Here is a 26,499-nt window from a genome sequence, read left to right on the forward strand (position 1 = left end):
GAGCCAGCGTTGCTGGCGATGGGAGCTGCGCAGTGTCAGCTGTTGCGCGGTGTTTGCATCGCTGGCAAGGCCAGCTCCTACAGTGTTCGACCGTTACTGGCTCGCTACGGCATTCTTGGCAAGAATCGCGTTGGCCAGATCCATGTCGCTCACTTCAAGCCCGGGGTTATCAGCCCGGACTTTGTGCATTGCGGCTTCCAGGTAAGGCCCGCGGATAGCGCCTTGGCTGGCAACAAAGCTGCTGGCATCGTCCTGGGTGGCGACAACCAGCTTGTGATCCTTGGACGTCAGATAGCTCGAAGCGGTGGTCGCGCCGGAGGAGATGACATTGCGCCAGAATGTATCGGCCATGGCTGAACCGATTGGCAGGGAGAGCAGTGCAAGGGTCGCAGCTGCAAATTTGAGACGCATCGAGGGGGGACTCCAACTGATTAACTGGCAGCTTGGAGTGGTTTGCCTGCGTCTAGTTCCCTGCTGCGACCCTCAGTACTTCCGCGTTTGTGGTCAGCCCTCTCGCTACCTTTTGCGCACCGCTCTGCTGCAAGCTTTGCAGGCCTTCCTCGATGGCTTTCCGACGAAGTAATGCCGGGTCGGTGTCGTTGTGGACCAGGCTGATCAGCCGTTCGTTCAGACACAGCAATTCATGGATACCGGTGCGCCCGTGATAGCCGGTGTGCCGACATTCATTACAGCCTGTGGCTTGATAGCCCGCTGTACCCATAACGGCTGGAGCTTTGCAGGCATTGCAGAGTGTGCGTACCAGGCGCTGGGCCATGATCCCGATCAGTCCAGCCTTGATCAAGTGAGCTGCAACACCCAGTTCAAGCAGTCGGTTGATGGCGCTGCAGGCATCGTTGCTGTGCAGGGTGGACAACACCAGGTGGCCGGTCAGCGCCGCCTGGAAGGCCACCTGAGCGGTTTCCAGGTCGCGAATCTCACCGATCATGATGATGTCCGGGTCCTGGCGTAGCAGGGCGCGGGCGCCTTCGGCAAAGCCCAGGTCTATCGCCGGGTGCACTTGCAGCTGATTGAAGCTGGGCTCGATCATCTCAATCGGGTCTTCGACGGTGCACAGGTTGACCTGCGGGGTGGCCAGGTACTTGAGCGTGGCGTACAGAGTGCTGGTCTTGCCGGAACCGGTGGGGCCGGTGACCAGGATCAGGCCGTGACGCTGGCCAACCAGCGCCTGCCAACGGCTGAGGTCGTCGCCATCAAGGCCAAGTTGGGTGAAGTCCTGCTGCACAAGGAGCGGGTCGAAGATACGTAGTACCAGTTTCTCGCCAAAGGTGATGGGCAGGGTCGACAAGCGCAGCTCAACCTCGTTGTCATCCTCCAGACGGGTCTTGATCCGGCCATCCTGGGGACGACGTTTCTCCGCGACGTTCATGCCACCGAGGGTTTTCAGGCGACTGATGATCGCCAGGGTTACCTGCGCCGGAAATTCATACACCGGGTGCAGCACGCCGTCGATACGAAAGCGCATATGGCCCTGGTCTCGTCGAGGCTCCAGATGGATATCGCTGGCGCGTTGATCGAAAGCGTATTGCAGCAGCCAATCGACGATGGTGACGATATGAGCATCATCGTCACCCCGTTGCTGGCTGTTGCCGCCGAGTTCGAGCAGATGTTCGAAATTGCCAGGTGACGATGAGGTTGACGGCTGACGACTGGCACCGTTGACCGAGCGGGCCAGGTGAAAGAATGTCTGGCTGAACTGGCGAATCTGCACGGGGCTGGCCAGCACATGCTTGATCGGGCGACGCAGCACCTGGGCCAGATCGCTTTCCCATGCTCTGACATAGGGTTCGGCGCTGGCCACGGTGACGCTTTGGCTATCGATCGCAATCGCCAGAATGCCGTGACGTTGAGCAAAGGCTGCGGACATCAGCTCGGTGGTGACGGCAAGATCGAGCTGCAGTGGATCGATGTACCGATAAGGCAGGTCGGCATGTTGAGCCAACCATTGGCACAGGATTTCCAGGTTCAGGTGCTGGCCGGGTTGGCGTGGGTCAGGCAGGCGTTGGCGGGCGATATGTTCGAGAGGGTGGACTTCGGCGCTTAGACCTTGGGCCTTTAGGGACTGAGCTGTGTCCGGGGTGATGAGTCGCGCGTTGTGTAAATCAGTCAGGAGACCGTCCAGGCTCAGCCTGCGATCCTGTGTGCTGACAGACATATGGCGTCCTTGCCTTGCTGCCTGAAGGGGTGGCAATCACAAGCGTAGTTGACTGTGGGCAATTGCAAGGCCGATATGCGTTTCCAGGCGTTGCCAAATTCAGTCAGCGCGCTCGGCAAGCTGCAGGCTGACCTCATTGACACAGATCAAATTGCGCATTTTTTGCGCAATGAGCTCGGCGCGATGCCAGCTCAGGCCGGCAATCTCGATCTCGACGTTGAGCATATCGCCGTGTTGGTTCATGAGCACTTTGTGCGGGGTGAGGAACTGCAAGGCGAACAGGTTCAGCAGCCGACACAGGCTGTCGGGTTCGGCCTCGACCGACAGTTGGTAATACACGCAGCTATGGGCGCTGACAGCAGCCCAGACGTCGTCGCGCAGAGGGGTAAAAGGGCTGTCAAAGCGTTCGAGTGCGCTCATGGAATTCTCCGGGGTCAGTGCGAGAAATTTTCACATGCGCAGGCGGGTATTTTTTCTCTATGATCAGCTGATATGGCGAATTTTTGAATTGATCAATTCGCACAAATGTACAATTGGGGAATTACTATGCAAAGCGAATTGGACGCCTACGACCGTCGCATCCTGGCTCTGTTACAGGAAGATTCGTCTCTGTCCAGTGCACAGATTGCCGAGCGCGTAGGGCTTTCCCAGTCACCGTGCTGGCGACGGATTCAGCGCTTGAAGGAAGAGGGGGTGATTCGCGGCCAGGTGACTTTGCTCGACCGCAAGAAGATTGGCCTGAACACGCAGATTTTCGCCGAGGTCAAACTCAATGCCCACGGGCGCTCCAACTTCACCGAGTTCACTGAAGCGATTCGCGGTTTCCCGGAAGTGCTTGAGTGTTATGTGCTGATGGGCGCGGTGGACTTTCTGCTGCGCATTGTCACCCCGGACATCGAAGCGTACGAGCGTTTCTTCTTCGAAAAGCTGTCGATGGTGCCGGGGATCCAGGAGGTCAACTCGATCGTGGCCTTGTCCGAAATCAAGTCCACGACGAGTCTGCCGGTGCTGCGTTAGAGCTTACTTGCGCAGCAGGTGCTTCCAGCCTCGGCTCTGGAATACGGCCATGGCCTGATCGGCACGGGCTTCAAGGACCTCGGTGCGAACCTCTGCTTCCACTTCGTCGCTGATCGGCAGGTTGGCCAGATCGTGCAGCTTGTTCAGTTCACCGAACAGGCGGTCCAGATCCGGGCTTTCCAGCACCTGACGGGCATGGTGCAGCCAGGCCAGCAGGCGTTCGATACGTGGCAGTTGTTCGGCCAGGTCTTCCGGTTGGCGATGGTACAGCGGCAGATTCAAGGCCTTGGCTTCGTCGGCCAGTAGCACGTTCAGCCAGTTGGCCAGTTGTGCAGCACCCTGACGGTCGCCGCGCTTGTTGCGCTCTACGGTCCAGCCACGAGCCAACAGCCAGCGCGAGGTGTCCAGGGAGAACTGGCCCCAGCGGGTGTCCAGCAGCTCTTCAGCGAATTGCTCGGGCGCGGCGCGGCGGACGTCTTCGTCATCGTTACCGGCCAGTACTAGCGGGCGCCAATCTTCCAGCAGGGCATCGAGGCTGCTGCGCAACGCAGCGGTGGTCGTACGCGGCGCAGCCTGGCCCAGGCTGCTGGCCAGGGCGCGCAGTTCGGCCAGGGCCTGAACCCAGTCTTGCAGCAGGCGCCAGTGGCCATTGAAACGGTACTGTTCGGCCAGACGCTGGCTGGCACCGAGCAATTGCCAGGCCAGGGCGGCGAAAGCGTCGTCCAGCGACATTTCAGCGCTCAGTTCGGCAACTGGCAGGCTCAGCGCGTAGCTGGCCGAGTCGAGCAGGCGGTAACCGCGCTCGGCCTTACTGATGTCGCAGGGGAACAGTGGCAGGCTCGCAGCCAGCTCGGCGGCCAGCTCCAGCAACGCTTCTGGCTCGCCTTCGCGCAGTTCCAGTTCCAGCTCGCAGATCTCTTCCTTGTGCTTGCCAGCGACCACAGTGCCCAGGTCCAGGGCGGCCTCAATTACAACTTTTGCCTTGCCACGGCCCCAGGCGATTTCCGCGTATTCGCGAGTAAAATCGGTGGTGAACAGGGCTTTGATGGCCTTCTTGTCGACTTCAGCGAGCTCAGCTGGCCAGCATTGTTCGTCGAGCTTTTTCAGGTCCAGCTTGGCCTTGGGCAGTTGCCACTCATGTTCGTTGCGCTGGGACAGGCCGGCGACGCTCTGACCGCGGGTCTTGAGAGTCTGGATGACCACTTCACCGTCGCGGCGCAGGCGCAGCGCGACTTTGGCGGCGGCCAGGTCACGCTCCGGGGTGTCGAAGTACTGGTTCAGCAGTTCGCGCTGCTGCCAGCCAGACTTGTTGCGCTTCTTCAGCAATGGGTGTTCGCGCAGGGCGGCGAGGGTCTCGCGGCTGACCCGCAGTTTGATTTCGGTTTCTTTGTGCATTGCTGGGTAATCCAGGCTCGGATGACAGGGAGCGTCTTGGCCGTGCAGTGTACAGGACTCGGCCGCCGACGGTTTATTCCAGGTGCCCGATGGCCCTATGATGGGATTCGCACTGAGGAGAACGCGCATGCCTTTGCCATCGCTCAAAGACCAGTTTGCCGCACTGATTGCTGCGCCCTCGGTCAGCTGTACCCAAGCCGCGCTGGACCAATCCAACCGGGCGGTGATCGACCTGTTGGCCGGGTGGCTGGGCGACTTGGGTTTTGCTTGCGATATCCAGCAGGTAACCCCAGGCAAGTTCAATCTGTTGGCCAGTTACGGCACTGGGCCTGGCGGCTTGGTGCTGGCTGGGCACAGCGATACGGTGCCCTATGACCCTGGCTTGTGGCAGACCGATCCGCTCAAGCTGACCGAAGTCGACGGTCGTTGGGTGGGCCTTGGCAGCTGCGACATGAAAGGCTTTTTTGCCTTGATCATTGAGGCGGTGCAGCCGTTGCTGGCACATGACTTCAAGCAGCCATTGCTGATTCTCGCCACTTGCGATGAAGAAAGCTCGATGTCTGGCGCCCGCGCTTTGGCCGAGGCCGGTCGCCCGCTGGGTCGGGCAGCAGTGATTGGTGAACCAACCGGGCTCAAACCGGTGCGCCTGCACAAAGGCGTGATGATGGACCGTATCGACATTCTTGGCCGCAGCGGCCATTCGTCGGACCCGAGTCTTGGTCACAGCGCGCTGGAAGCGATGTACCAGGTGATGGGCGAATTGATGAAGCTGCGCCAGCAATGGCAGAAAGAATTCAACAATGCCCAATTCGGCGTGCCACAACCGACCCTGAACTTCGGCTGTATTCATGGCGGTGACAACCCCAACCGGATCTGTGGCCAATGCGCACTGGAGTTCGACCTGCGGCCATTGCCGGGGATGGACCCGAAGGTGCTGCGTGCCGCCATCCGGCAGAAACTTGCACCGCTGGCCGAGCAGCATCAGGTGAAGATCGACTACGCTCCCCTGTTTCCTGAAGTACCGCCTTTTGAGCAGGCCGCCGATGCTGAACTGGTGCGCCTGGCCGAACGTCTTACCGGTCACCGCGCCGAAGCGGTAGCCTTTGGCACCGAAGCGCCTTATCTTCAGCGCCTGGGCTGCGAAACCCTGGTGCTTGGCCCAGGCGACATTGCCTGCGCCCACCAGCCGGGTGAATACCTTGAAATGTCACGCTTGCAGCCTACTGTGCGTCTATTGCGTGAGTTGATCGAACATTATTGCCTGACCCCGGTAATTGCCCGCTGAGTTCAGCCGTTTTGCCTAAGGAGATTGCGCGTGACGCCAAGCCTGTTCCGACGATAACCCTTCGAGCGCTGTGTGCCTTCCCGTTCTTGTCCAATTTTTTACAGGCTCTGTGGTTATGCCCGATTACGTCAACTGGCTGCGTCATGCTTCGCCTTACATCAACGCCCACCGGGACTGCACCTTTGTGGTCATGCTGCCCGGTGACGGGGTCGAACACCCTAACTTCGGCAATATCGTCCACGACCTGGTCCTGCTGCACAGCCTTGGCGTTCGCCTGGTGCTGGTGCATGGATCACGCCCGCAGATCGAAACCCGCTTGGCCAATCGCGGCCTGACCCCGCACTACCATCGCGGCATGCGCATCACCGATGCGGCCACCCTGGAGTGCGTGATTGATGCCGTGGGCCACTTGCGTATCGCCATCGAAGCGCGGCTGTCGATGGACATGGCCGCTTCGCCGATGCAGGGTTCGCGCTTGCGTGTTGCGGCTGGCAACTTGGTGACGGCGCGGCCGATCGGCGTGCTTGAAGGTGTCGACTATCACCACACCGGTGAAGTCCGCCGGGTTGACCGCAAAGGTATCAACCGTTTGCTCGATGAGCGTTCGATTGTCTTGCTGTCGCCGCTGGGGTACTCGCCGACGGGTGAGATCTTCAACCTGGCCTGCGAAGATGTCGCCACTCGTGCTGCCATCGAACTGGAGGCTGACAAGTTGCTGCTGTTCGGTGCTGAGCGCGGACTGCTCGACGAGCAGGGCCGGCTGGTACGTGAGTTGCGTCCGCAGCAGGTGCCTGCACATTTGCAGCGCCTAGGCAGTGATTATCAGGGTGAACTGCTCGATGCCGCCGCCGAGGCTTGCCGTGGCGGCGTAGCGCGCAGCCATATCGTCAGCTATGCCGAAGACGGCGCCTTGCTCACCGAACTGTTTACCCGTGATGGTGGCGGCACGCTGGTGGCCCAGGAGCAATTCGAGAAGGTTCGTGAGGCTGCAATCGAAGATGTCGGTGGTTTGCTTGATCTGATCAGCCCGCTGGAAGAGCAGGGCATCCTGGTGCGTCGCTCGCGTGAGGTGCTGGAGCGAGAGATTGAGCAGTTCAGTGTGGTCGAGCGTGAAGGGATGATCATCGCCTGCGCGGCGTTGTATCCGATTGCTGATTCCGAGGCTGGGGAGCTGGCGTGTCTGGCGGTCAATCCCGAGTATCGTCACGGGGGGCGGGGTGATGAACTGCTGGAGCGTATCGAGACGAGGGCGCGGGAGATGGGGCTTAACACCCTGTTTGTTCTGACGACACGGACGGCGCACTGGTTCAGGGAGCGGGGCTTTGTGCCCAGTGGCGTCGAGCGACTGCCGGCGGCCAGGGCTTCGCTGTACAACTATCAGCGCAATTCGAAGATTTTCGAGAAGGCTCTATAAACTCCTGCGGGAGCGGATAAATCCGCTCCCGCAGGTGATTCCAGTATCCAACCGCTTACACGGTATGCAGGTACCAGTTGTACTCAAGGTCGGAGATGGAGTGTTCGAACTCCTCCAGCTCACTTTCCTTACAGGCCACAAAGATATCGATGTATTTCGGATCGATGTACTTGGCCAGGATCTCGCTGTCGTCCAGCTCGCGCAGGGCATCACGCAGGTTGTTCGGCAGGCTCTGCTCGTTCTGCTCGTAGGAGTTGCCTTCGGTCGGTGCGCCAGGCTCGACCTTGTTGGTCAAACCATGGTGAACACCGGCCAGCACGGCGGCCATCAGCAGGTACGGGTTGGCGTCGGCACCGGCCACGCGGTGTTCGATGCGCACAGCGTCTGGCGAACCGGTTGGTACGCGCAGGGCGACGGTGCGGTTGTCCAGGCCCCAGCTTGGCGAGTTCGGTACATAGAACTGGGCGCCGAAACGGCGGTAGGAGTTGACGTTCGGACACAGGAACGCCATCGATGCCGGTAGGGTCTCGAGCACACCGCCGATCGCGTGACGCAATGCGGCGTTCTGCTCGGGATCCTCGCTGGTGAAGATGTTCTTGCCATCTTTGTCCAGCACCGAGATATGGACGTGCAGACCATTACCCGCCTGACCAGGATATGGCTTGGCCATGAAGGTGGTGTCCATCTCATGGTCGTAGGCGATGTTTTTGATCAGGCGCTTGAGCAGTACCGCGTAGTCGCAGGCCTTCATCGGGTCGGCAACGTGATGCAGGTTGACTTCAAACTGCGCCGGGGCGCTTTCCTTGACGATGGCGTCGGCAGGGATGCCCTGCTCCTTGGCGCCTTCGAGGATGTCCTGCAAGCAGTCGACGTACTCGTCCAGATCATCGATCAGGTAGACCTGGGTCGACATCGGGCGTTTGCCGGAAATCGGCGAGCGCGGCGGCTGTGGACGGCCGTTCACGTTCTCCTGGTCGATCAGGTAGAACTCCAGCTCGAATGCGGCGCAGATGGTCAGGCCCATCTCGTCGAACTTGCTCACTACCTGGCGCAGGACTTCCCGCGGGTCGGCAAAGAACGGCTCGCCTTCGAGTTCGTGCATGGTCATCAACAGCTGCGCGGTAGGGCGCTTCTGCCATGGCTCGTTGGACAGGGTGTCGGGGATTGGATAGCAAATGCGGTCGGCATCGCCGATGTCCAGGCCCAGACCGGTGCTTTCGACCGTCGAACCGTTGATATCCAATGCGAAGAGGGAGGCCGGCAGGTTGATGCCTTTCTCGTAAACCTTGTGGAGGCTGGTGCGCTCGATGCGCTTGCCACGCACCACACCATTCATATCTGCAATCAGAAGGTCAACGTAGAGAACCTCAGGATGTTCCTTAAGGAACGCGTTCGCTTCGTTAAGCTGAACGGCACGCGGGGGTACCGACATGATGCAACACCTTTGTTGTTAAAAATATCAATCAATGGGGGCTTGCAGCTCCAGTCAATCGGAAAGCCCTACTGAAGTCAAGCCAAGCCCATGATGCCCTAAAATGGCCCTCAAGCGGCATTTTTGCTGCAATTGAGGGCGCAGACAATCGCTGCTTTCGTACGATAAGAGCGATTTTGAGCGGGCCGTGTTCTATTTTTTACGGGGGTGTTGTGTAAAAAAATGAACAAGGCTAAGCTCGGTGGCAACCCATAACATCAATAATACCGGGGGTTATATGTCACGCCTGCCGACAACCGGCATCACCGCCTGCCGCTCGCAGATCGGTTTGCACGCATTTTACGCGAGCGATAATCGCGACGCGTCTGTACGCATTCACCCGGCTGAAATAATTGACGGCCCGGGCAACCTGCCTGTTGTCGCTGCATCTTCGAATATCCTCTGCCTTCACTATAGCGGCCCTCGTCGCGACTTGCCCCTGCGTGGCTTTTGCTTTAGCTCCGCGAGGCATCCAGAATGTCTACGACGGCCCACTCCGGGTGTCCTGACGTCTGTCCAGACATTTACCTCCTGAGGTATTTATGAGTAACAACCTCGACCAGCTCACCGATTGGTTGAAAGAACACAAGATCACCGAAGTCGAGTGCTTGATCAGCGACCTGACAGGGATCACCCGTGGCAAGATTTCTCCAACCAACAAGTTCATTGCCGAAAAAGGCATGCGCTTGCCCGAGAGTGTCCTGCTGCAAACCGTTACCGGCGACTACGTCGATGACGACATCTATTACGAACTGCTGGACCCGGCCGACATCGACATGATCTGCCGCCCTGACGAGAACGCGGTGTTTCTCGTGCCTTGGGCCATCGAGCCGACCGCTCAGGTGATCCACGATACCTACGACAAGCAGGGCAATCCGGTTGAGCTGTCGCCACGCAACGTGCTCAAGAAGGTGTTGAAGCTCTATGCCGACAAGGGCTGGCAGCCGATCGTGGCGCCAGAAATGGAGTTTTACCTGACCAAGCGTTGCGAAGACCCGGACTTTCCGCTGCAGCCGCCAATTGGTCGCTCTGGCCGTCCAGAAACAGGTCGTCAGTCGTTCTCCATTGAAGCGGCCAACGAATTCGACCCGCTGTTCGAAGATGTCTACGACTGGTGCGAGCTGCAGAACCTGGACCTGGACACCCTGATCCACGAAGACGGCACCGCGCAGATGGAAATCAACTTCCGTCACGGCAATGCCCTGGCGTTGGCCGACCAGATCCTGGTGTTCAAGCGGACCATGCGCGAAGCAGCGCTCAAGCACAACGTCGCCGCCACCTTCATGGCCAAACCGATGACGGGTGAGCCGGGCAGCGCCATGCACCTGCACCAGAGCATTATCGACGTGCACACCGGCAAGAACATCTTCTCTACTGATGACGGGCGGATGAGCGAGCTGTTCCTCAACCACGTCGGCGGTCTGCAGAAGTTCATCCCTGTGGTCCTGCCGCTGTTCGCACCGAACGTCAACTCGTTCCGCCGCTTCCTGCCCGATACCTCGGCGCCGGTGAACGTCGAGTGGGGCGAAGAGAACCGTACCGTTGGTTTGCGTGTGCCGGATGCCGGTCCACAAAACCGGCGGGTCGAGAACCGTCTGCCAGGCGCCGATGCCAACCCGTACCTGGCGATCGCTGCCAGCTTACTGTGCGGCTATATCGGCATGGTCGAAGGGATCAAACCAAGCGCACCGGTGCAGGGCCGTGGTTACGAGCGACGCAATCTGCGTCTGCCGTTGACCATTGAAGATGCTCTGGAGCGCATGGAGAACTGCAAGGCGCTGGAACCGTACCTGGGCAAGAAATTCATCACCGGTTACGTCGCCACCAAACGCGCCGAACATGAAAACTTCAAACGCGTAATCAGCTCCTGGGAACGTGAGTTCCTGCTGTTCGCGGTCTGATCAACCCGGAGCCGCAGGATCGCGGCCGTCAGAAACGGAGAAGCACATGAGTGTCAACAACCCGCAAACCCGCGAGTGGCAAGACCTGAGCCGTGATCATCACCTGGCGCCTTTCACTGACTATAAGCAGTTGAAAGAAAAAGGGCCGCGCATCATTACCAAAGCTCAAGGCGTGCACTTGTGGGACAGCGAGGGTAACAAGATCCTCGACGGCATGGCTGGTCTGTGGTGTGTGGCGGTCGGCTACGGTCGTGAAGAGCTGGTAGACGTGGCGGCCAAGCAAATGCGTGAGCTGCCGTACTACAACCTGTTCTTCCAGACCGCGCACCCACCTGCGCTAGAGCTGGCCAAGGCGGTGTCCGCCGTGGCTCCGGAAGGTATGACGCATGTGTTCTTCACCGGTTCCGGTTCCGAAGGCAATGACACCAACTTGCGCATGGTCCGCCACTACTGGGCAGTCAAGGGCAAGCCGCAGAAGCAAGTGATCATCGGCCGAATCAACGGCTATCACGGTTCCACCGTGGCCGGTGCCGCGCTGGGTGGTATGAGCGGTATGCATGCGCAGAGCGGTACGCTGCCAGGCATCGTGCATATCCCGCAGCCGTACTGGTTTGGTGAAGGCGGCGATATGACCCCGGACGAGTTCGGGGTGTGGGCGGCCGAGCAACTGGAAAAGAAAATCCTTGAAGTCGGCGAAGACAACGTCGCTGCCTTTATCGCCGAGCCGATCCAGGGCGCGGGCGGAGTGATCATTCCGCCAGATACCTACTGGCCGAAGATCAAAGAGATCCTCGCCAAGTACGAAATTCTGTTCATTGCCGACGAGGTGATCTGTGGTTTCGGGCGTACCGGTGAGTGGTTCGGCTCCGATTATTACGACCTCAAGCCTGACCTGATGACCATCGCCAAGGGCCTGACCTCCGGTTACATCCCCATGGGTGGTGTGATCGTACGTGACGAAGTTGCCAAAGTGGTCAGCGAGGGCGGTGACTTCAACCACGGTTTCACCTACTCCGGTCACCCGGTCGCGGCGGCTGTGGGCCTGGAAAACCTGCGGATTCTGCGCGATGAGAAAATCATCGAACGGGTTCGCGAAGAAACGGCACCGTATTTGCAGAAACGTCTGCGCGAGCTCAACGATCACCCGTTGGTGGGGGAAGTTCGCGGTCTGGGCATGCTGGGTGCCATTGAGCTGGTCAAGGACAAGGCCACCCGCGCGCGTTACGAAGATCAGGGTGCGGGCATGATCTGTCGCCAGTTCTGTTTTGACAACGGCCTGATCATGCGCGCAGTAGGTGACACCATGATCATTGCACCACCGCTGGTTATCAGCCGTGAAGAGATCGACGAGCTGGTGGAAAAGGCACGCAAATGCCTGGACTTGACGCTCGAAGCGCTGAAATAGCCAAGTGCTAGGCTAGCGTAATGGCATCATCCTGTTTCGAGGCGCGCTTTGGTTGAAAGAGCGCCTTGGAACTTGCCAGACTAGCGACTGTTTCAGTCGCCCTGCTTGCGCCGTAAAGAGCCGGCCACTGAACAGATGGCTAAATAAAAAATTCTGGAGCATTACGCATGAAGAAATTGGGCAAGACGTTGTTGGCTGTGTCCTTGATGGGCGCCATGGCCAGTGCTGTTCAGGCGGATGACAAAGTGCTGCACGTCTACAACTGGTCGGACTACATCGCACCAGACACCGTCGCCAAGTTCGAAAAGCAAACCGGCATCAAGGTTGTTTACGACGTCTTCGACAGTAACGAAACCCTGGAAGCCAAACTGCTGGCAGGCAAGTCGGGCTACGACGTGGTCGTGCCGTCCAACAACTTCCTGGCCAAGCAGATCAAGGCTGACGTTTACCAGAAGCTGGACAAATCCAAGCTGCCGAACTGGAAGAATCTCGATACCGACCTGCTCAAGGCCGTTGGCGATGCCAGCGACAAGGGCAACGAACACGCCTTCCCATATATGTGGGGCTCCATCGGTATCGGTTACAACCCAGAGAAGGTCAAGGCTGCACTGGGCGTCGACAAGATCGACTCGTGGGACTTCGTGTTCAAGCCAGAGAACATGGAAAAGCTGAAAAGCTGCGGCGTGAGCTTCCTCGACGCGCCGACCGAAATGATCCCGGCCGCTCTGCACTACCTGGGCTACCCAACCGATTCCACCGACAAGAAGCAGCTGGCTGAAGCCGAAGCCCTGTTCCTCAAGGTGCGTCCGTCGATCGCCTACTTCCACTCGTCCAAGTACATCTCGGACATGGCCAACGGCAATATCTGCGTAGCTGTCGGCTACTCGGGTGACCTGGAGCAATCCAAGGCCCGCGCCCACGAAGCCGGTGACAAGGTCAAAGTGGATTACATCATTCCGAAAGAAGGCGCGGGTACCTTCTACGACATGGTCGCCATTCCCAAGGATGCCGCCAACGTCGACGCCGCGTACAAGTTCATGGATTTCCTGATGCAGCCAGAAATCATGGCTGAAATTACCAACGCCGTACGCTTCCCGAACGGTAACGCCGCGGCTACCCCGCTGGTGGACAAAGAAATCTCCGGCGACCCAAGCATCTATCCGCCGGCTGATGTAAAAGCCAAGCTGTACGCGATCAGCGATCTGCCGGCTGCGGCCCAGCGCGTTCTGACCCGTAGCTGGACCAAGATCAAATCGGGTAAATAAACCCGGTTTACCCCCCCTCGGATGCGGTGAAAGCCGTGTCCGAGAGGGCTTGAAGGGTAATTTTTTTTTGCTGTATGAGTGTATCGAAGGTAAGTTGCGCGCCGGTTTAGTTATCCGGCAGTGATTTCTGCCGCATGGCATGGGCACTTTTGTAGAGGACCTCTCACTTGTCTATTTCTATATTTCGCAAGGCCATGCTGGCTGGAGCGGGTCTGACGCTGGCGATCAGTGTCCAAGCGGCGCCCACGGTGCACTTTTATAACTGGTCGGATTACATCGGGCAGACCACCCTCGCAGACTTCGAAAAAACCACCGGCATCAAGCCAGTGCAAGATGTCTTCGATTCCAATGAAACCCTGGAAGGCAAGCTACTGGCTGGTCGTACCGGTTATGACGTGGTAGTGCCGTCCAACCATTTCCTCGGTAAGCAGATCAAGGCGGGCGCGTTCCAGAAGCTCGACAAGGCGCAGTTGCCGAATTATTCGAACCTGGACCCGGCGCTGATGAAACGCCTGGAAAAGAACGACCCGGGTAACCAGTACGCCGTGCCTTATCTGTGGGGCACCAATGGCATCGGCTACAACGTCGAGAAGGTCAAGGCGGCACTGGGCACCGACAAGATTGACTCCTGGGCCATGCTGTTCGAGCCGGAGAACATCAAAAAGCTTTCCAAGTGTGGCGTCGCCTTCCTCGACTCGGCCGATGAAATGCTTCCGGCGGTGCTCAACTACATGGGGCGTAACCCTAATAGTACCGATCCCAAGGACTACGCTGACGCCGAGAAAAAACTGCTGGCAGTGCGTCCTTACGTGACCTACTTCCACTCCTCCAAATACATCTCTGACCTGGCCAACGGCGACATCTGCGTAGCCGCCGGTTTCTCCGGTGATGTGTTCCAGGCCAAGTCCCGCGCCGAAGAAGCCGGCAAAGGTGTGGATGTGGCTTATGTGATTCCCAAAGAAGGCGGCAACCTCTGGTTCGACATGCTGGCAATCCCCAAGGATTCCACCAACGTCAAAGAGGCCCATGCCTTGATCAACTATTTGCTTAAGCCTGAGGTGATAGCCCAGGTGAGCGATTACGTCGGTTATGCCAACCCGAACCTCAAGGCTGGCGATCTGATGGACCAGAGCGTGCGAACCGACGCAGCGGTTTACCCACCGCAAGAAGTGCTGGACAAGTTGTACGTAAGCTCCGAGTTACCACCCAAAGTGCAACGTTTGATGACCCGTAGCTGGACCAAGGTCAAGTCGGGCAAGTAAATATCCAGGGTCCGTCACGGCAGGGGCGGACGCAAAAAATCTTGTTGGGAGTTTCACAAATGGCTGTTGCCTCCGGTGCCTATAAGAAAGCCCTCGAGGGCGACCAGCAACCTAAACAGGTGCTGGTCAAAATCGACCGGGTTACAAAAAAGTTCGACGAAACAGTCGCCGTGGACGATGTGTCCCTGGAAATCAAGAAGGGTGAGATCTTTGCTCTGCTCGGTGGCTCGGGTTCGGGTAAGTCCACCTTGCTGCGCATGCTGGCCGGTTTCGAGCGACCAACCGAGGGGCGAATTTTCCTCGATGGTGTAGACATCACTGACATGCCGCCGTACGAACGGCCGATCAACATGATGTTCCAGTCCTATGCATTGTTCCCGCACATGACTGTTGCGCAAAACATCGCCTTCGGCCTACAGCAGGACCGCATGCCCAAGGCCGAGATCGATGCACGCGTCGGCGAGATGCTCAAGCTGGTGCACATGACTCAGTACGCCAAGCGCAAGCCGCACCAGCTCTCTGGCGGTCAGCGTCAGCGTGTGGCCCTGGCCCGCTCCCTGGCCAAGCGGCCGAAGCTGCTGCTGCTCGATGAGCCGATGGGCGCCCTGGACAAAAAGCTGCGTTCGCAGATGCAACTGGAACTGGTGCAGATCATCGAGCGCGTAGGCGTGACCTGCGTGATGGTGACCCACGACCAGGAAGAGGCCATGACCATGGCCCAGCGTATCGCCATTATGCACTTGGGCTGGATCGCCCAGATCGGCAGCCCGATCGACATCTACGAGACGCCGACCAGCCGCCTGGTCTGCGAGTTCATCGGCAACGTCAACCTGTTCGACGGTGAAGTGGTCGAAGATGCCGAAGGCCACGCTGTCATCGCCACCCCAGAGCTTGAGCGCAAAATATACGTCGGTCACGGCGTCACCACCTCGGTCGAAGACAAGCGCATCACCTACGCCCTGCGCCCGGAAAAAATGCTGGTGACCACCGAGCAACCGACCTGCGAGCACAACTGGTCGCGCGGCAAGGTTCACGACATCGCCTACCTCGGTGGCCACTCGGTGTTCTACGTTGAGCTGCCTGGCGGCAAGATTGTCCAGTCGTTCGTTGCCAACGCTGAGCGTCAGGGCACCCGTCCAACCTGGGACGACCAGGTTTACGTGTGGTGGGAAGATGACAGCGGCGTGGTACTGCGGTCATGAACATGCGCAAGCTCAAGCGAGCCTTCAGTCGAATAAAGCCCGAGGGGCGCCATGTTGTCATCGGCGTGCCATTCATCTGGCTGTTCCTGTTCTTCATGCTGCCGTTCTTCATCGTTCTGAAGATCAGCTTTGCCGAAGCAGACGTGGCGATCCCGCCATACACCGAAATCTACAGCTACGTCGAAGACAAGATTCAGCTGGTCCTGAACATGGCCAACTACGGCCTGTTGACTCAGGATGAGCTGTACATCGCCGCGTACCTGGGGTCGTTGAAGATGGCCTTCTTCAGCACGCTGCTGTGCCTGCTGATTGGCTATCCGATGGCTTATGCCATTGCCAACGCGCGCAAAGAGACTCAGACGGTGCTGTTGCTGCTGATCATGATGCCGACCTGGACCGCGATCCTGATCCGCGTCTATGCCTGGATGGGCATTCTCAGCAACAACGGCCTGCTCAACAGCTTCCTGATGTGGCTGGGCCTGATCGATCAACCGCTGCAGATCCTCAACACCAACCTGGCGGTGTATATCGGCGTGGTCTATTCGTACCTGCCGTTCATGATCCTGCCGCTCTATGCCAACCTGGTCAAACACGACCAGAGCCTGCTTGAGGCTGCTTCGGACCTGGGTTCGAGCACGTTCAACAGCTTCTGGAAGATCACCGTGCCGCTATCCAAGAACGGCATCATCGCCGGCTGCATGCTGGTGTTCATCCCGGTGGTGGGTGAGTTCGTGATCCCGGAATTGCTCGGCGGTCCGGAAACCCTGATGATTGGTAAAGTGCTCTGGCAAGAGTTCTTCAACAACCGCGACTGGCCGGTGGCGTCCGCCCTGGCGGTAGTGATGCTGGCGATCCTGATTGTGCCGATCCTGCTCTTCAACCGTAGTCAGGCTAAAGAGATGGAGGGCCGGGCATGAAGCGTTTCAGTTTCTCCAAACTGATGTTGGTGTTGGGCTTGTTGTTCATCTACCTGCCCATGCTGATCCTGGTGATCTACTCCTTTAACGCCTCGAAACTGGTAACAGTGTGGGGCGGTTGGTCGGTGAAGTGGTACGTCGGCCTGCTCGACAACAGCCAACTGATGGGCTCGGTGATGCGCTCGCTGGAGATCGCCTGCTACACCGCGATCGCCGCCGTGGCGCTGGGCACCCTGGCGGCCTTCGTGCTGACCCGGGTGACACGCTTCAAGGGCCGTACCCTGTTCGGTGGCTTGGTCACCGCGCCGCTGGTAATGCCTGAGGTGATTACCGGTCTGTCGCTGTTGCTGCTGTTTGTGGCCATGGCACAGATGATCGGCTGGCCGCAGGAGCGTGGCATCGTCACCATCTGGATCGCCCACACCACCTTCTGTGCGGCCTATGTGGCGGTGGTGGTGTCGGCGCGTCTGCGTGAGCTGGACCTGTCGATCGAAGAGGCGGCCATGGACCTTGGTGCACGGCCGTGGAAGGTGTTCTTCCTGATCACCATCCCGATGATCGCGCCTTCGCTGGCGGCGGGCGGCATGATGTCGTTCGCGCTGTCGCTGGATGACCTGGTTCTGGCCAGTTTCGTGTCCGGTCCGGGTTCGACCACCTTGCCGATGGAAGTGTTCTCTGCCGTGCGTCTGGGCGTGAAGCCGGAGATCAACGCAGTAGCCAGTTTGATCCTGTTGTCGGTTTCGCTGGTGACCTTCATGGTCTGGTACTTCAGCCGTCGGGCTGAAGAGCGTCGTCGTCGGGCGATCCAGCAAGCCATCGAAGAAAGCGCGGCTGACGGCTGGAAACAACCAGACGTGCGTCGCGCACCGGCACCGGTTTCGGCCTGATTCCTGATTGAGGCGATCTGTGTAGGAGCCGGCCTTGCTGGCGATGCTGTCGACGCGGTGTCAGTAACTGCCCGTCGCCTGCATCGCTGGCAAGACCAGCCCCTACAGGTCACGCAAGCCTCACGTTGGAGTGAGCTCAATCCGGCCAATGCCAGGCCGGCGCATCGAGCATCCCCTGACCCGCCACTCGGGTCTGTCCCAATTCCTTCTCCAGCACAATCGAATTGCAGGTCGCATCCTGTTCCAGCGCGGCCACCAATCGGCGTGCGTGCGACACCACCCATACCTGGCAATGTTCCGTCGCGCGAATGATCAAACGCGCCAAGGCGGGTAGCAGATCGGGGTGCAAGCTGGTCTCCGGTTCATTGAGCACCATCATGGTCGGTGCTCTTGGGCTCAGCAGAGCGGCTATCAGCAGCAGGAAGCGCAAGGTCCCATCCGACAACTCCGCCGCCGACAGTGGCCGCAGCAGGCCCTGTTGATGGAACTGCAAACTGAAAAGGCCACCGGGTACTGCATCAATGGTCAGGTGCGAGCCTGGAAAAGCATCGCTGATGGTTTCCCACAGCGCCTGAGCGTCACCGATCTCGATGATGGTCTGCAGGGCGGCGGCCAGGTCGCGACCGTCGTGGTGCAGTACCGGGGTGCGCGTCCCCAGTTGTGGTCGTCGCGCCGGGGCATCGCGGTCGGTGCGAAAGTGATCGTAGAAGCGCCAGCCGCGAATGCGCTCGCGCAGGTGCAGCACTTCCGGCGATGAACGCAGGTTGCCGACCTGGTCATAGAGGCTGTCGAAGTCTGGTGTGTGTTGGGCTAGCACCTCCCACTGACGTCCTTCGCGTGCACGAACCATTGCGCCTTGGCGGTCCACCAGCAAGCTCGCCGGGCGGTAGAGTGGGCCGGCCCAAATGCATTCACGTTTGATCTGCGGGTCGAGGGTAAAGCGCGAGGGAATTGGCGAATCTTGCCCTGGGAGCATGAAGTGACCGCTGGCGCTCGGTAGACCAAGGTTGATGGCATAACCGAAATTCTCGTCGGCAAAGCCCAGTCGCAGACGCTTGGCCTCCTGACGTGGGCCACCTTCAACGGCCACCTCGCCAAGGCGCATACGGCGGCTGATACGTTCAGGGCCGGCCCAGAAGGTCGACTCCAGACCGCCTTCCCCCGCCAGGGCGTTGATCACCCCGCCCTGAGCGGTTTCCGCCAGCAATCGTAAGGCCTTGTACAGGTTGGATTTGCCGCTGCCATTGGGCCCGGTGATGACATTCAGGCGCGCCAGCGGCAGCACCAGGTGATTGATCGAGCGGTAGTTGGCGACGGCCAAGTTGATTAGCATCAGTGCGTCCTTGCGTGGGCAACGGATATAAAGTATTTCTGATTGTAAAAGCTTGAATGAATTACCTTTGTTCCAAGCGGCAGATGGAACCCTGATCTACGCTAACACTCGCATCTTTATATCGAATTGGCACATGCAAGGAGCCTGCATGACGGTGTTGCATCCTGTATTGATCGTCAGCCTAGGATTGTTGCTCGTGCTGAGCGGCTGCGGCGAGAAAAAAGCCGCTGAAGCCGAACTGCCCAGAGTGGCCATTCAACATGTTGAACCTAGTGATTTCGCCGCGTCCGTGACCCTGACCGGCGACATTCAGGCGCGGGTGCAGAGTGATCTGTCATTTCGCGTGGGCGGCAAGATTATCTCCCGTAGCGTCGACGTTGGCGATCATGTGAAAGCTAATCAGGTGTTGGCCAAACTCGACCCCAAAGATCTGCAAGCCAATCTCGACTCGGCCAAGGCCGAAGTGTTCGCCGAGCAGGCGCGGGTTACACAATCGAGCGCCGCTTTTATTCGGCAACAGAAGTTGCTACCCAAAGGTTATACCAGCCAGAGCGAGTACGACTCGGCGCAGGCGCAATTGCGCAGTAGCCAAAGCGCCTTGAAAGCTGCCCAAGCGCAGTTGGCCAATGCTCGTGATCAACTGAGTTACACCTCGCTGGTGGCTGAAGCGGACGGCGTGATCACCGAACGCCAGGCCGAAGTTGGCCAGGTAGTGCAGGCCACGGTGCCGATTTTCACCTTGGCCCGCGATGGCGACCGCGATGCGGTATTCAACGTTTACGAAGCCTTGTTGCTCGCCCCACCGACCCATGAGTCGATCACAGTCACTTTGGTCGACAACCCGAAAATCACCGCGCAGGGACAATTGCGCGAAGTCACCCCGACGGTCTCGGCAGAAAGCGGCACGGTGCAAGTCAAGGTAGCGTTGCGCAACGTGCCACCGGGCATGGAGCTGGGCTCACCGGTCACCGCCACCGGCAATGTCCAGGGCAAGCCAAGCGTCGAGCTGCCGTGGTCGGCCTTGACCAAGGACCTGCACGAGCCTGCGGTGTGGCTGGTGGGTGACGGCAACAAGGTCAGTTTGCGCAAGGTCCAGGTCATTCGCTATCTCACCTCGAAAGTGGTGGTGGGCGAGGGCCTTAAAGGAGGGGAAACGGTGGTGGTGTCAGGCGGGCAGCTGCTCAATCCAGGTATGCAGGTTGAAATCGCGCCGCTCAAGGACAGCGGGGTGGTGCAATGAAACCACTCGTCCTTGTCATCGGCAGCGCACTGCTGCTTGCTGGTTGCGGAAAAGAGGCCAGCGCCCCTGAACCGGTTCGTCCGGTGTTGTCGGTTATCGTCGAGCCTCAGGTGCAGGCCAGTCTCGGGCGTTTTGCCGGCAGTATCCAGGCGCGATTTGAAAGCACCCTGGGCTTTCGAGTACCCGGGCGCATCGCCAGGCGCTGGGTCGATGTCGGCGCCCAAGTGAAAGCGGGTGATGTGCTGGCCAGCCTTGACCCCACCGATCAACGCAACCAGTTGCGCGCTGCCGAGGGCGACCTGGCCAAAGTGCAGGCGTTGTGGATCAACGCCCAGGCCGATGCCCGTCGTCAGCAGCAGTTGTTTGATCGAGGGGTTGGCGCTCAGGCGCAATTGGATATCGCCCAGACAAATCTGAAAACCACGGGTGCCTCCCTGGAGCAAGCCCGTGCGGCGGTTGATCAAGCGCGCGATCAGCTCAGTTATAGCGACCTGCGCAGTGATCACGCTGCAGTGGTCACCAATTGGCAGGCCGAGGCTGGGCAGACCGTCAGCGCTGGTGAGGCTGTGGTCACCCTGGCGCGCCCGGAGATCAAAGAAGCGGTCATCGATTTGCCGACGTATCTGGCCGAACAATTGACGACCGAGCTGAAATTTCTGGTGGCCTCGCAGCTGGACCCCAGCATCAACACCGTCGCAACCTTACGTGAGCTTGAGCCTCAGGCTGAGGCCACCACCCGTACCCGGCGCGCCCGACTGACCCTGGCCGAAACGCCAACTGCGTTTCGTCTGGGAACGGCGATCAGTGTCACGTTGACCTCCAGCGTGTCACCGCGCAGCGAGCTGCCGGCATCAGCGTTGCTGGAGAGTGAAGGCAAGACCCGCGTATGGATCGTCGATCCGCAGCAAAAAACCGTTGCTACTCGCGATGTGAAGCTGCTTGAGCGCACGCCTGGCACCGTGGTGCTGGCGTCGGGCGTACAGGCCGGCGAGCGGGTGGTGACAGCGGGCGTGAACAGTCTCAAACCAGGCCAGAAGGTCATCGTCGACGAGGAAGACCCGCAATGAAAGGAAGCTTCAACCTGTCGGAGTGGGCGCTGAAGCACCAATCCTTTGTCTGGTACTTGATGTTCGTCGGCCTGCTGATGGGCGTGTTTTCCTACATGAACCTTGGGCGTGAGGAAGATCCTTCCTTCACCATCAAGACCATGGTTATTCAGACCCGCTGGCCGGGCGCAACTCAGGATGAAACGCTCTATCAGGTCACTGACCGTATCGAAAAGAAGCTCGAAGAGCTGGACTCGCTCGACTATGTGAAAAGCTACACCCGCCCGGGTGAGTCGACGGTGTACGTCAACCTGCGAGATACCACCAAGGCCGAAGATATCCCGGAGATCTGGTACCAGGTACGCAAGAAGATTCAGGATATTCGTGGACAGTTTCCCCAAGGCATCCAGGGCCCGGCGTTCAACGACGAGTTCGGCGACGTGTTCGGTTCGATTTACGCCTTTACTGCCGACGGCCTGACCATGCGCCAGTTGCGCGATTACGTCGAGCAGGTGCGTGCCGAGATCCGCGAAGTGCCCAATCTGGGCAAAATCGAGATGATCGGAACCCAGGATGAAGTGCTGTACCTGAACTTCTCCACTCGCAAACTGGCGTCCTTTGGTATCGATCAACGCCAGGTGCTGCAAGCCCTGCAGACCCAGAACGCGGTGACCCCAGCCGGGGTGATCGAAGCTGGGCCGGAGCGTATTTCGGTGCGCACCACCGGGCAGTTCGCCTCCGAGAAAGACCTGGAGGCGGTCAACCTGCGTATCAATGATCGCTTCTTCCGCTTGGCCGACATTGCCGAGATCCAGCGTGGCTACGTGGACCCGCCGGCGCCGATGTTCCGCTTCAACGGTGAGCCGGCCATCGGTCTGGCCATTGGCATGAAAGCCGGCGGCAACATCCAGGTCTTCGGTGCCGATTTGCACAAGAAGATGGACAGTGTGGTCGCCGAGTTGCCGGTGGGCGTCGGTGTGCACACCGTGTCCGACCAGGCGGTAGTGGTTGAAGAGGCCGTTGGCGGTTTTACCAGCGCGCTGTTTGAGGCCGTCGTCATCGTGCTGGTGGTGAGTTTCATCAGCCTCGGCGTACGCGCCGGGCTGGTGGTGGCCTGCTCGATTCCGCTGGTACTGGCCATGGTATTCATCTTCATGGAGTACAGCGGCATCACCATGCAGCGGATCTCCTTGGGTGCGTTGATCATTGCCCTGGGGCTGCTGGTGGACGATGCGATGATCACGGTGGAAGTGATGGTCACGCGTCTGGAGATGGGCGAGAGTAAAGAGCAGGCGGCGACGTTCGCCTATACCTCAACCGCCTTTCCGATGCTCACCGGTACCTTGGTGACGGTGGCGGGCTTCGTGCCGATCGGCCTCAATGGCAGTTCGGCGGGGGAGTACACCTACACCCTGTTCGCGGTTATTGCGGCAGCGTTGCTGGTGTCCTGGGTGGTGGCGGTGCTATTCGCCCCGGTGCTTGGCGTGCATATTCTCAGCGCCAAGGTGAAACCTCACAATGAAGAGCCAGGGCGCGTCGGCAAGGCGTTCGAGCACAGTTTGCTGTGGTGCATGCGCAATCGTTGGTTGACCATCATCGGCACGGTGCTGCTGTTTGTGCTGGCGGTGTTCTGCATGCGGTTCGTGCAGAACCAGTTCTTCCCGTCTTCAGATCGTCCAGAGATTCTGGTCGACCTCAACCTGCCGCAAAACGCCTCGATTGAGGAAACCCGCAAGGCGGTGGACCGGCTTGAAGCGACACTCAAGGGTGATCCGGACATCGTGCGCTGGAGCACCTATATCGGCCAGGGCGCGATTCGTTTCTACCTGCCTCTGGACCAACAGTTGCAGAACCCTTACTACGCCCAGTTGGTGATTGTTAGCAAGGGCTTCGAGTCTCGTGAAGTGCTGATGGATCGTTTGAAAAAGCGTCTGCGTGAGGATTTCGTCGGCATCGGCACCAACGTCCAGTCGCTGGAGATGGGCCCTCCGGTGGGCCGGCCGATCCAGTACCGGGTCAGTGGCAAGGAGATCGATGAAGTGCGCAAGCATGCCATCGCCCTGGCCTCCCTGCTTGATCGCAACGACAACATTGGTGAGATGATTTACGACTGGAACGAGCCGGGCAAGGTGCTGCGTGTCGAGATCGCTCAGGACAAGGCGCGTCAGTTAGGCCTGTCGTCGGAGGATGTAGCCCAGGTGATGAACAGCATCGTCACCGGCGCGCCGATCACCCAGGTGAACGACAACATCTACCTGATCAATGTAGTTGCCCGCGCCGAGGATGCCGAGCGTGGTTCGCCGCAGACCTTGCAGAACCTGCAGATTGTCACGCCGAACGGTACCTCGATCCCGCTGCTGGCCTTCGCCACCGTGCGCTACGAGCTGGAGCAGCCATTGGTATGGCGTCGCGACCGCAAACCGACCATCACCATCAAGGCCTCGGTGCGTGGCGATATCCAGCCGACCGACCTGGTCGATCAGCTCAAGCCCGAAATCGACGATTTCGCCAGTAAGCTGCCAGTGGGCTATTACGTGGAAACCGGCGGTACCGTGGAAGAGAGTGGCAAGGCGCAAGGGCCAATCGCCAAGGTCATCCCGCTGATGCTGTTCATGATGGGCACCTTCCTGATGATCCAGCTGCAGAGCGTACAGAAGCTGTTCCTGGTGATCAGTGTGGCGCCGTTGGGCCTGATCGGGGTGGTGTTGGCGCTGGTGCCGACAGGAACGCCGATGGGGTTTGTGGCGATCCTGGGGATTCTCGCGCTGATCGGTATCATCATCCGAAACTCGGTGATCCTGGTGACCCAAATCGACGAGTACGAGGCTCAGGGTTACTCACCTTGGGCGGCGGTGCTTGAGGCCACCAACCATCGGCGTCGACCGATCTTGCTCACTGCCGCGGCGGCGAGTCTGGGCATGATCCCGATTGCCCGTGAGGTGTTCTGGGGGCCGATGGCCTACGCGATGATCGGCGGGATCATCGTTGCCACCTTGCTGACGTTGCTGTTCCTGCCAGCGCTGTATGTGGCCTGGTACAAAATCAGGGAGCCGCAGGGTAGCGATGGCCACAGTGCATAAATCGCAGGCATAAAAAAACCGGCGCTCAAGGCGCCGGTTTTTTTGTTTGCTGCCTCGGCTTACAGCCCGTCGAGCATCGCCTTGTTACGCACCGCACCCTTGTCCGCACTGGTAGCCAGCAGAGCATAGGCTTTCAGCGCGGTGGTCACTTTACGTGGCCGTGTCTCCACTGGCTTCCAGCCTTTTTTGTCCTGTTCAACGCGGCGAGCAGCCAGCTCTTCATCGCTGACCAACAGGTTGATCGAACGGTTCGGGATGTCGATCAGTACCTTGTCGCCGTCTTGCACCAGGCCGATAGCACCGCCGGCAGCAGCTTCTGGGGAAGCGTGGCCGATGGACAGGCCCGAGGTGCCGCCGGAGAAGCGCCCGTCGGTGAGCAGGGCGCAGGCTTTGCCCAGGCCTTTGGACTTCAGGTAGGACGTCGGGTAGAGCATTTCTTGCATGCCCGGGCCGCCTTTCGGACCTTCGTAGCGAATGATGACGATGTCGCCTTCTTTCACTTCATCGGCGAGGATACCGCGCACCGCACTGTCCTGGCTCTCGAAGATCTTGGCGTTGCCTTCGAAGACATGGATCGACTCATCGACACCTGCAGTCTTCACCACACAGCCATCCAGTGCGATGTTGCCGTACAGCACGGCCAGGCCACCTTCTTGCGAATAGGCGTGCTCTACGCTACGGATGCAGCCGTTTTCACGGTCGTCATCCAGGCTCGGCCAGCGGGTCGACTGGCTGAATGCGGTCTGGGTCGGAATACCGGCCGGGCCCGCCTTGAAGAAGTGGTGCACCGCTTCGTCGTTGGTCTGGGTGATGTCCCACTTGGCGATGGCTTCTTCCATGCTCGGGCTGTGCACAGTCGGCAGGTCGGTGTGCAGCAGGCCACCACGGGCCAGCGAACCGAGGATGCTGAAAATGCCACCGGCGCGGTGAACGTCTTCCATGTGGTACTTCTGGATGTTCGGCGCAACCTTGCACAGCTGCGGCACCTTGCGCGACAGGCGATCGATATCGCGCAGGTCGAAATCGATCTCGGCTTCTTGAGCGGCGGCCAACAGGTGGAGGATGGTGTTGGTCGAACCACCCATGGCGATGTCGAGCATCATGGCGTTCTCGAACGCCTTGAAGTTGGCTATGTTGCGCGGCAGGACGCTCTGGTCGTTGTCGCCGTAGTAGCGCTTGCACAGCTCGACGATGGTACGGCCAGCCTGCAGGAACAGCTGTTCGCGGTCGCTGTGGGTGGCCAGGGTCGAACCGTTGCCCGGCAGGGCCAGGCCCAGTGCTTCGGTCAGGCAGTTCATCGAGTTGGCGGTGAACATGCCGGAGCAGGAACCGCAAGTCGGGCAGGCGCTACGCTCGTATTCGGCGACTTTTTCATCGGAAGCGGTCGAGTCTGCAGCGATGACCATGGCATCGACCAGGTCCAGACCGTGGCTGGCCAGTTTGGTCTTACCGGCTTCCATCGGCCCGCCAGAGACGAAGATTACTGGGATGTTCAGACGCAGCGCGGCCATGAGCATGCCAGGGGTGATCTTGTCGCAGTTGGAGATGCAGACAATGGCGTCGGCGCAGTGGGCGTTGACCATGTACTCGACCGAGTCGGCGATGATTTCGCGGCTAGGCAGCGAATAGAGCATGCCGTCGTGGCCCATGGCGATGCCATCGTCGACCGCAATGGTGTTGAACTCCTTGGCCACGCCACCGGCGCGTTCGATCTCGCGAGCGACCAGTTGGCCCAGGTCCTTAAGGTGTACGTGACCTGGGACAAACTGGGTGAACGAGTTGGCGATGGCGATGATCGGCTTTTTGAAATCTTCGTCTTTCATCCCGGTGGCACGCCACAGGGCGCGTGCGCCGGCCATATTGCGGCCGTGGGTGGACGTTTTCGAGCGGTAATCAGGCATGAAGCACTCCTGGCGGCTAATCAGGTAACAAAAAGGGGAGTGAGCTTCTCTTGTCCTTTGCACCGAAGGCATGTGGCCGCTGGTACGGATGAAGCCGAGATCGCCGCGGGATCGCCGTGCGCTCGGCCAGAGCTCATAAACCCGCCGGGATGACTGGCGATGAATAGCCCGATTCTACACCGCTGGCGCCGTGAAGGAATGGCGTTGTAGAGGGTTGGTGCCGATCAGCGCTGAGCCTGTTCTGCGATCGCTGTGTCGGCGCTCTGTGTAAGACCGTTCTGAAAAGTCCTGGAAGCCCGGAAAAG

General features: G+C 59.3%; 20 protein-coding genes. 13 read left to right on the top strand and 7 right to left on the bottom strand.

The features are described 5' to 3' along the window. Positions 1-93: 93 nt before the first annotated feature. The 3 genes from ACQRAX_RS08835 to ACQRAX_RS08845 form a co-directional block, all read right to left on the bottom strand. Positions 94-411, bottom strand: coding sequence for a DUF2388 domain-containing protein (locus ACQRAX_RS08835; protein WP_412040047.1), 318 nt, complete (start codon positions 409-411; stop codon positions 94-96). A gap of 52 nt (positions 412-463) precedes the next feature. After that, a complete protein-coding gene (locus ACQRAX_RS08840) occupies positions 464-2,173 on the bottom strand; it encodes a GspE/PulE family protein (protein ID WP_412040046.1) in 1,710 nt (569 codons plus the stop codon). A gap of 99 nt (positions 2,174-2,272) precedes the next feature. Beyond that, the gene (locus ACQRAX_RS08845) at positions 2,273-2,593 is read right to left on the bottom strand and encodes a hypothetical protein (protein ID WP_412040045.1); all 321 of its coding nucleotides are present in this window, start codon (positions 2,591-2,593) and stop codon (positions 2,273-2,275) included. A gap of 126 nt (positions 2,594-2,719) precedes the next feature. Between ACQRAX_RS08845 and ACQRAX_RS08850 the strand changes: the two genes are divergently transcribed. Beyond that, positions 2,720-3,190, top strand: a complete 471-nt coding sequence (locus ACQRAX_RS08850) for an Lrp/AsnC family transcriptional regulator (RefSeq protein ID WP_412040044.1) — start codon at positions 2,720-2,722, stop codon at positions 3,188-3,190. A gap of 3 nt (positions 3,191-3,193) precedes the next feature. Here the strand turns inward: ACQRAX_RS08850 and ACQRAX_RS08855 are convergent, their stop codons facing one another. Beyond that, positions 3,194-4,585 carry an inorganic triphosphatase gene (locus tag ACQRAX_RS08855; RefSeq protein ID WP_412040043.1) on the bottom strand — a complete coding sequence of 464 codons (1,392 nt, stop codon included), beginning with the start codon at positions 4,583-4,585 and terminating at the stop codon, positions 3,194-3,196. A 127-nt stretch (positions 4,586-4,712) separates the two neighbouring features. Between ACQRAX_RS08855 and argE the strand changes: the two genes are divergently transcribed. Further along, positions 4,713-5,870, top strand: a complete 1,158-nt coding sequence (argE, locus tag ACQRAX_RS08860; protein ID WP_412040042.1) for an acetylornithine deacetylase — start codon at positions 4,713-4,715, stop codon at positions 5,868-5,870. A gap of 115 nt (positions 5,871-5,985) precedes the next feature. Next, entirely contained in the window at positions 5,986-7,284 is a 1,299-nt protein-coding gene (gene argA / locus ACQRAX_RS08865) for an amino-acid N-acetyltransferase (RefSeq protein ID WP_412040041.1), read from the top strand. A gap of 55 nt (positions 7,285-7,339) precedes the next feature. Here the strand turns inward: argA and ACQRAX_RS08870 are convergent, their stop codons facing one another. After that, a complete protein-coding gene (locus ACQRAX_RS08870) occupies positions 7,340-8,716 on the bottom strand; it encodes a glutamine synthetase family protein (protein WP_045181598.1) in 1,377 nt (458 codons plus the stop codon). Between the two features lie 581 nt (positions 8,717-9,297). On the opposite strand from ACQRAX_RS08870, the gene ACQRAX_RS08875 reads away from it, so the two are divergent. The 7 genes from ACQRAX_RS08875 to ACQRAX_RS08905 all read left to right on the top strand — a co-directional run bounded on the left by ACQRAX_RS08875 (position 9,298) and on the right by ACQRAX_RS08905 (position 17,594). Further along, on the top strand, positions 9,298-10,656 hold the full coding sequence (locus ACQRAX_RS08875) for a glutamine synthetase family protein (protein WP_412040040.1): 1,359 nt from the start codon (positions 9,298-9,300) through the stop codon (positions 10,654-10,656). A 46-nt stretch (positions 10,657-10,702) separates the two neighbouring features. Continuing rightward, entirely contained in the window at positions 10,703-12,061 is a 1,359-nt protein-coding gene (locus tag ACQRAX_RS08880) for an aspartate aminotransferase family protein (protein WP_412040039.1), read from the top strand. 167 nt (positions 12,062-12,228) lie between these two features. After that, positions 12,229-13,326, top strand: a complete 1,098-nt coding sequence (locus ACQRAX_RS08885) for a polyamine ABC transporter substrate-binding protein (protein ID WP_412040038.1) — start codon at positions 12,229-12,231, stop codon at positions 13,324-13,326. A gap of 167 nt (positions 13,327-13,493) precedes the next feature. Then, positions 13,494-14,588 (top strand): polyamine ABC transporter substrate-binding protein, encoded by a 1,095-nt coding sequence (locus tag ACQRAX_RS08890; RefSeq protein WP_412040037.1) that lies wholly within the window; start codon positions 13,494-13,496, stop codon positions 14,586-14,588. Between the two features lie 59 nt (positions 14,589-14,647). After that, positions 14,648-15,790 carry a polyamine ABC transporter ATP-binding protein gene (potA, locus tag ACQRAX_RS08895; RefSeq protein ID WP_412040036.1) on the top strand — a complete coding sequence of 381 codons (1,143 nt, stop codon included), beginning with the start codon at positions 14,648-14,650 and terminating at the stop codon, positions 15,788-15,790. Then, positions 15,787-16,707: an ABC transporter permease subunit gene (locus tag ACQRAX_RS08900; RefSeq protein ID WP_412040035.1), complete on the top strand. Its 921-nt coding sequence runs from the start codon at positions 15,787-15,789 to the stop codon at positions 16,705-16,707. Before potA ends, ACQRAX_RS08900 begins: the two co-directional genes overlap by 4 nt. After that, on the top strand, positions 16,704-17,594 hold the full coding sequence (locus ACQRAX_RS08905) for an ABC transporter permease subunit (protein WP_412040034.1): 891 nt from the start codon (positions 16,704-16,706) through the stop codon (positions 17,592-17,594). Before ACQRAX_RS08900 ends, ACQRAX_RS08905 begins: the two co-directional genes overlap by 4 nt. Before the next feature lie 136 nt (positions 17,595-17,730). Here the strand turns inward: ACQRAX_RS08905 and ACQRAX_RS08910 are convergent, their stop codons facing one another. Next, positions 17,731-18,927 carry an AAA family ATPase gene (locus tag ACQRAX_RS08910; RefSeq protein ID WP_412040033.1) on the bottom strand — a complete coding sequence of 399 codons (1,197 nt, stop codon included), beginning with the start codon at positions 18,925-18,927 and terminating at the stop codon, positions 17,731-17,733. A gap of 148 nt (positions 18,928-19,075) precedes the next feature. Here ACQRAX_RS08910 and ACQRAX_RS08915 point away from each other — a divergent pair, with 148 nt between their 5' ends. Genes ACQRAX_RS08915 through ACQRAX_RS08925 form a run of 3 tightly spaced genes read left to right on the top strand, consistent with a single transcriptional unit; the run spans position 19,076 to position 24,293 of the window. Continuing rightward, entirely contained in the window at positions 19,076-20,167 is a 1,092-nt protein-coding gene (locus tag ACQRAX_RS08915; protein WP_412040032.1) for an efflux RND transporter periplasmic adaptor subunit, read from the top strand. After that, positions 20,164-21,234, top strand: coding sequence for an efflux RND transporter periplasmic adaptor subunit (locus tag ACQRAX_RS08920; protein WP_412040031.1), 1,071 nt, complete (start codon positions 20,164-20,166; stop codon positions 21,232-21,234). The genes ACQRAX_RS08915 and ACQRAX_RS08920 overlap by 4 nt, the downstream gene beginning before the upstream one ends. Continuing rightward, positions 21,231-24,293 (top strand): efflux RND transporter permease subunit, encoded by a 3,063-nt coding sequence (locus ACQRAX_RS08925; protein ID WP_412040030.1) that lies wholly within the window; start codon positions 21,231-21,233, stop codon positions 24,291-24,293. Before ACQRAX_RS08920 ends, ACQRAX_RS08925 begins: the two co-directional genes overlap by 4 nt. Before the next feature lie 59 nt (positions 24,294-24,352). Here ACQRAX_RS08925 and ilvD read toward each other — a convergent pair whose 3' ends face one another. Then, a complete protein-coding gene (gene ilvD, locus ACQRAX_RS08930) occupies positions 24,353-26,194 on the bottom strand; it encodes a dihydroxy-acid dehydratase (protein ID WP_412040029.1) in 1,842 nt (613 codons plus the stop codon). Positions 26,195-26,499 lie beyond the last annotated feature (305 nt).

The sequence above is a fragment of the Pseudomonas sp. UM16 genome (assembly GCF_050312595.1).
GTDB lineage: Bacteria > Pseudomonadota > Gammaproteobacteria > Pseudomonadales > Pseudomonadaceae > Aquipseudomonas.

Bases quoted from the DNA above. Each gene is read 5' to 3' on its own strand.
- argA (WP_412040041.1), top strand. From the start codon at position 5,986: ATGCCCGATTACGTCAACTGGCTGCGTCATGCTTCGCCTTACATCAAC.
- ACQRAX_RS08910 (WP_412040033.1), bottom strand. From the start codon at position 18,927: ATGCTAATCAACTTGGCCGTCGCCAACTACCGCTCGATCAATCACCTG.
- ACQRAX_RS08870 (WP_045181598.1), bottom strand. From the start codon at position 8,716: ATGTCGGTACCCCCGCGTGCCGTTCAGCTTAACGAAGCGAACGCGTTC.
- ACQRAX_RS08915 (WP_412040032.1), top strand. From the start codon at position 19,076: ATGACGGTGTTGCATCCTGTATTGATCGTCAGCCTAGGATTGTTGCTC.
- ilvD (WP_412040029.1), bottom strand. From the start codon at position 26,194: ATGCCTGATTACCGCTCGAAAACGTCCACCCACGGCCGCAATATGGCC.
- ACQRAX_RS08855 (WP_412040043.1), bottom strand. From the start codon at position 4,585: ATGCACAAAGAAACCGAAATCAAACTGCGGGTCAGCCGCGAGACCCTC.
- ACQRAX_RS08905 (WP_412040034.1), top strand. From the start codon at position 16,704: ATGAAGCGTTTCAGTTTCTCCAAACTGATGTTGGTGTTGGGCTTGTTG.
- ACQRAX_RS08880 (WP_412040039.1), top strand. From the start codon at position 10,703: ATGAGTGTCAACAACCCGCAAACCCGCGAGTGGCAAGACCTGAGCCGT.
- ACQRAX_RS08840 (WP_412040046.1), bottom strand. From the start codon at position 2,173: ATGTCTGTCAGCACACAGGATCGCAGGCTGAGCCTGGACGGTCTCCTG.
- potA (WP_412040036.1), top strand. From the start codon at position 14,648: ATGGCTGTTGCCTCCGGTGCCTATAAGAAAGCCCTCGAGGGCGACCAG.
- ACQRAX_RS08885 (WP_412040038.1), top strand. From the start codon at position 12,229: ATGAAGAAATTGGGCAAGACGTTGTTGGCTGTGTCCTTGATGGGCGCC.
- ACQRAX_RS08920 (WP_412040031.1), top strand. From the start codon at position 20,164: ATGAAACCACTCGTCCTTGTCATCGGCAGCGCACTGCTGCTTGCTGGT.
- ACQRAX_RS08900 (WP_412040035.1), top strand. From the start codon at position 15,787: ATGAACATGCGCAAGCTCAAGCGAGCCTTCAGTCGAATAAAGCCCGAG.
- ACQRAX_RS08850 (WP_412040044.1), top strand. From the start codon at position 2,720: ATGCAAAGCGAATTGGACGCCTACGACCGTCGCATCCTGGCTCTGTTA.
- ACQRAX_RS08845 (WP_412040045.1), bottom strand. From the start codon at position 2,593: ATGAGCGCACTCGAACGCTTTGACAGCCCTTTTACCCCTCTGCGCGAC.
- ACQRAX_RS08925 (WP_412040030.1), top strand. From the start codon at position 21,231: ATGAAAGGAAGCTTCAACCTGTCGGAGTGGGCGCTGAAGCACCAATCC.
- argE (WP_412040042.1), top strand. From the start codon at position 4,713: ATGCCTTTGCCATCGCTCAAAGACCAGTTTGCCGCACTGATTGCTGCG.
- ACQRAX_RS08875 (WP_412040040.1), top strand. From the start codon at position 9,298: ATGAGTAACAACCTCGACCAGCTCACCGATTGGTTGAAAGAACACAAG.
- ACQRAX_RS08835 (WP_412040047.1), bottom strand. From the start codon at position 411: ATGCGTCTCAAATTTGCAGCTGCGACCCTTGCACTGCTCTCCCTGCCA.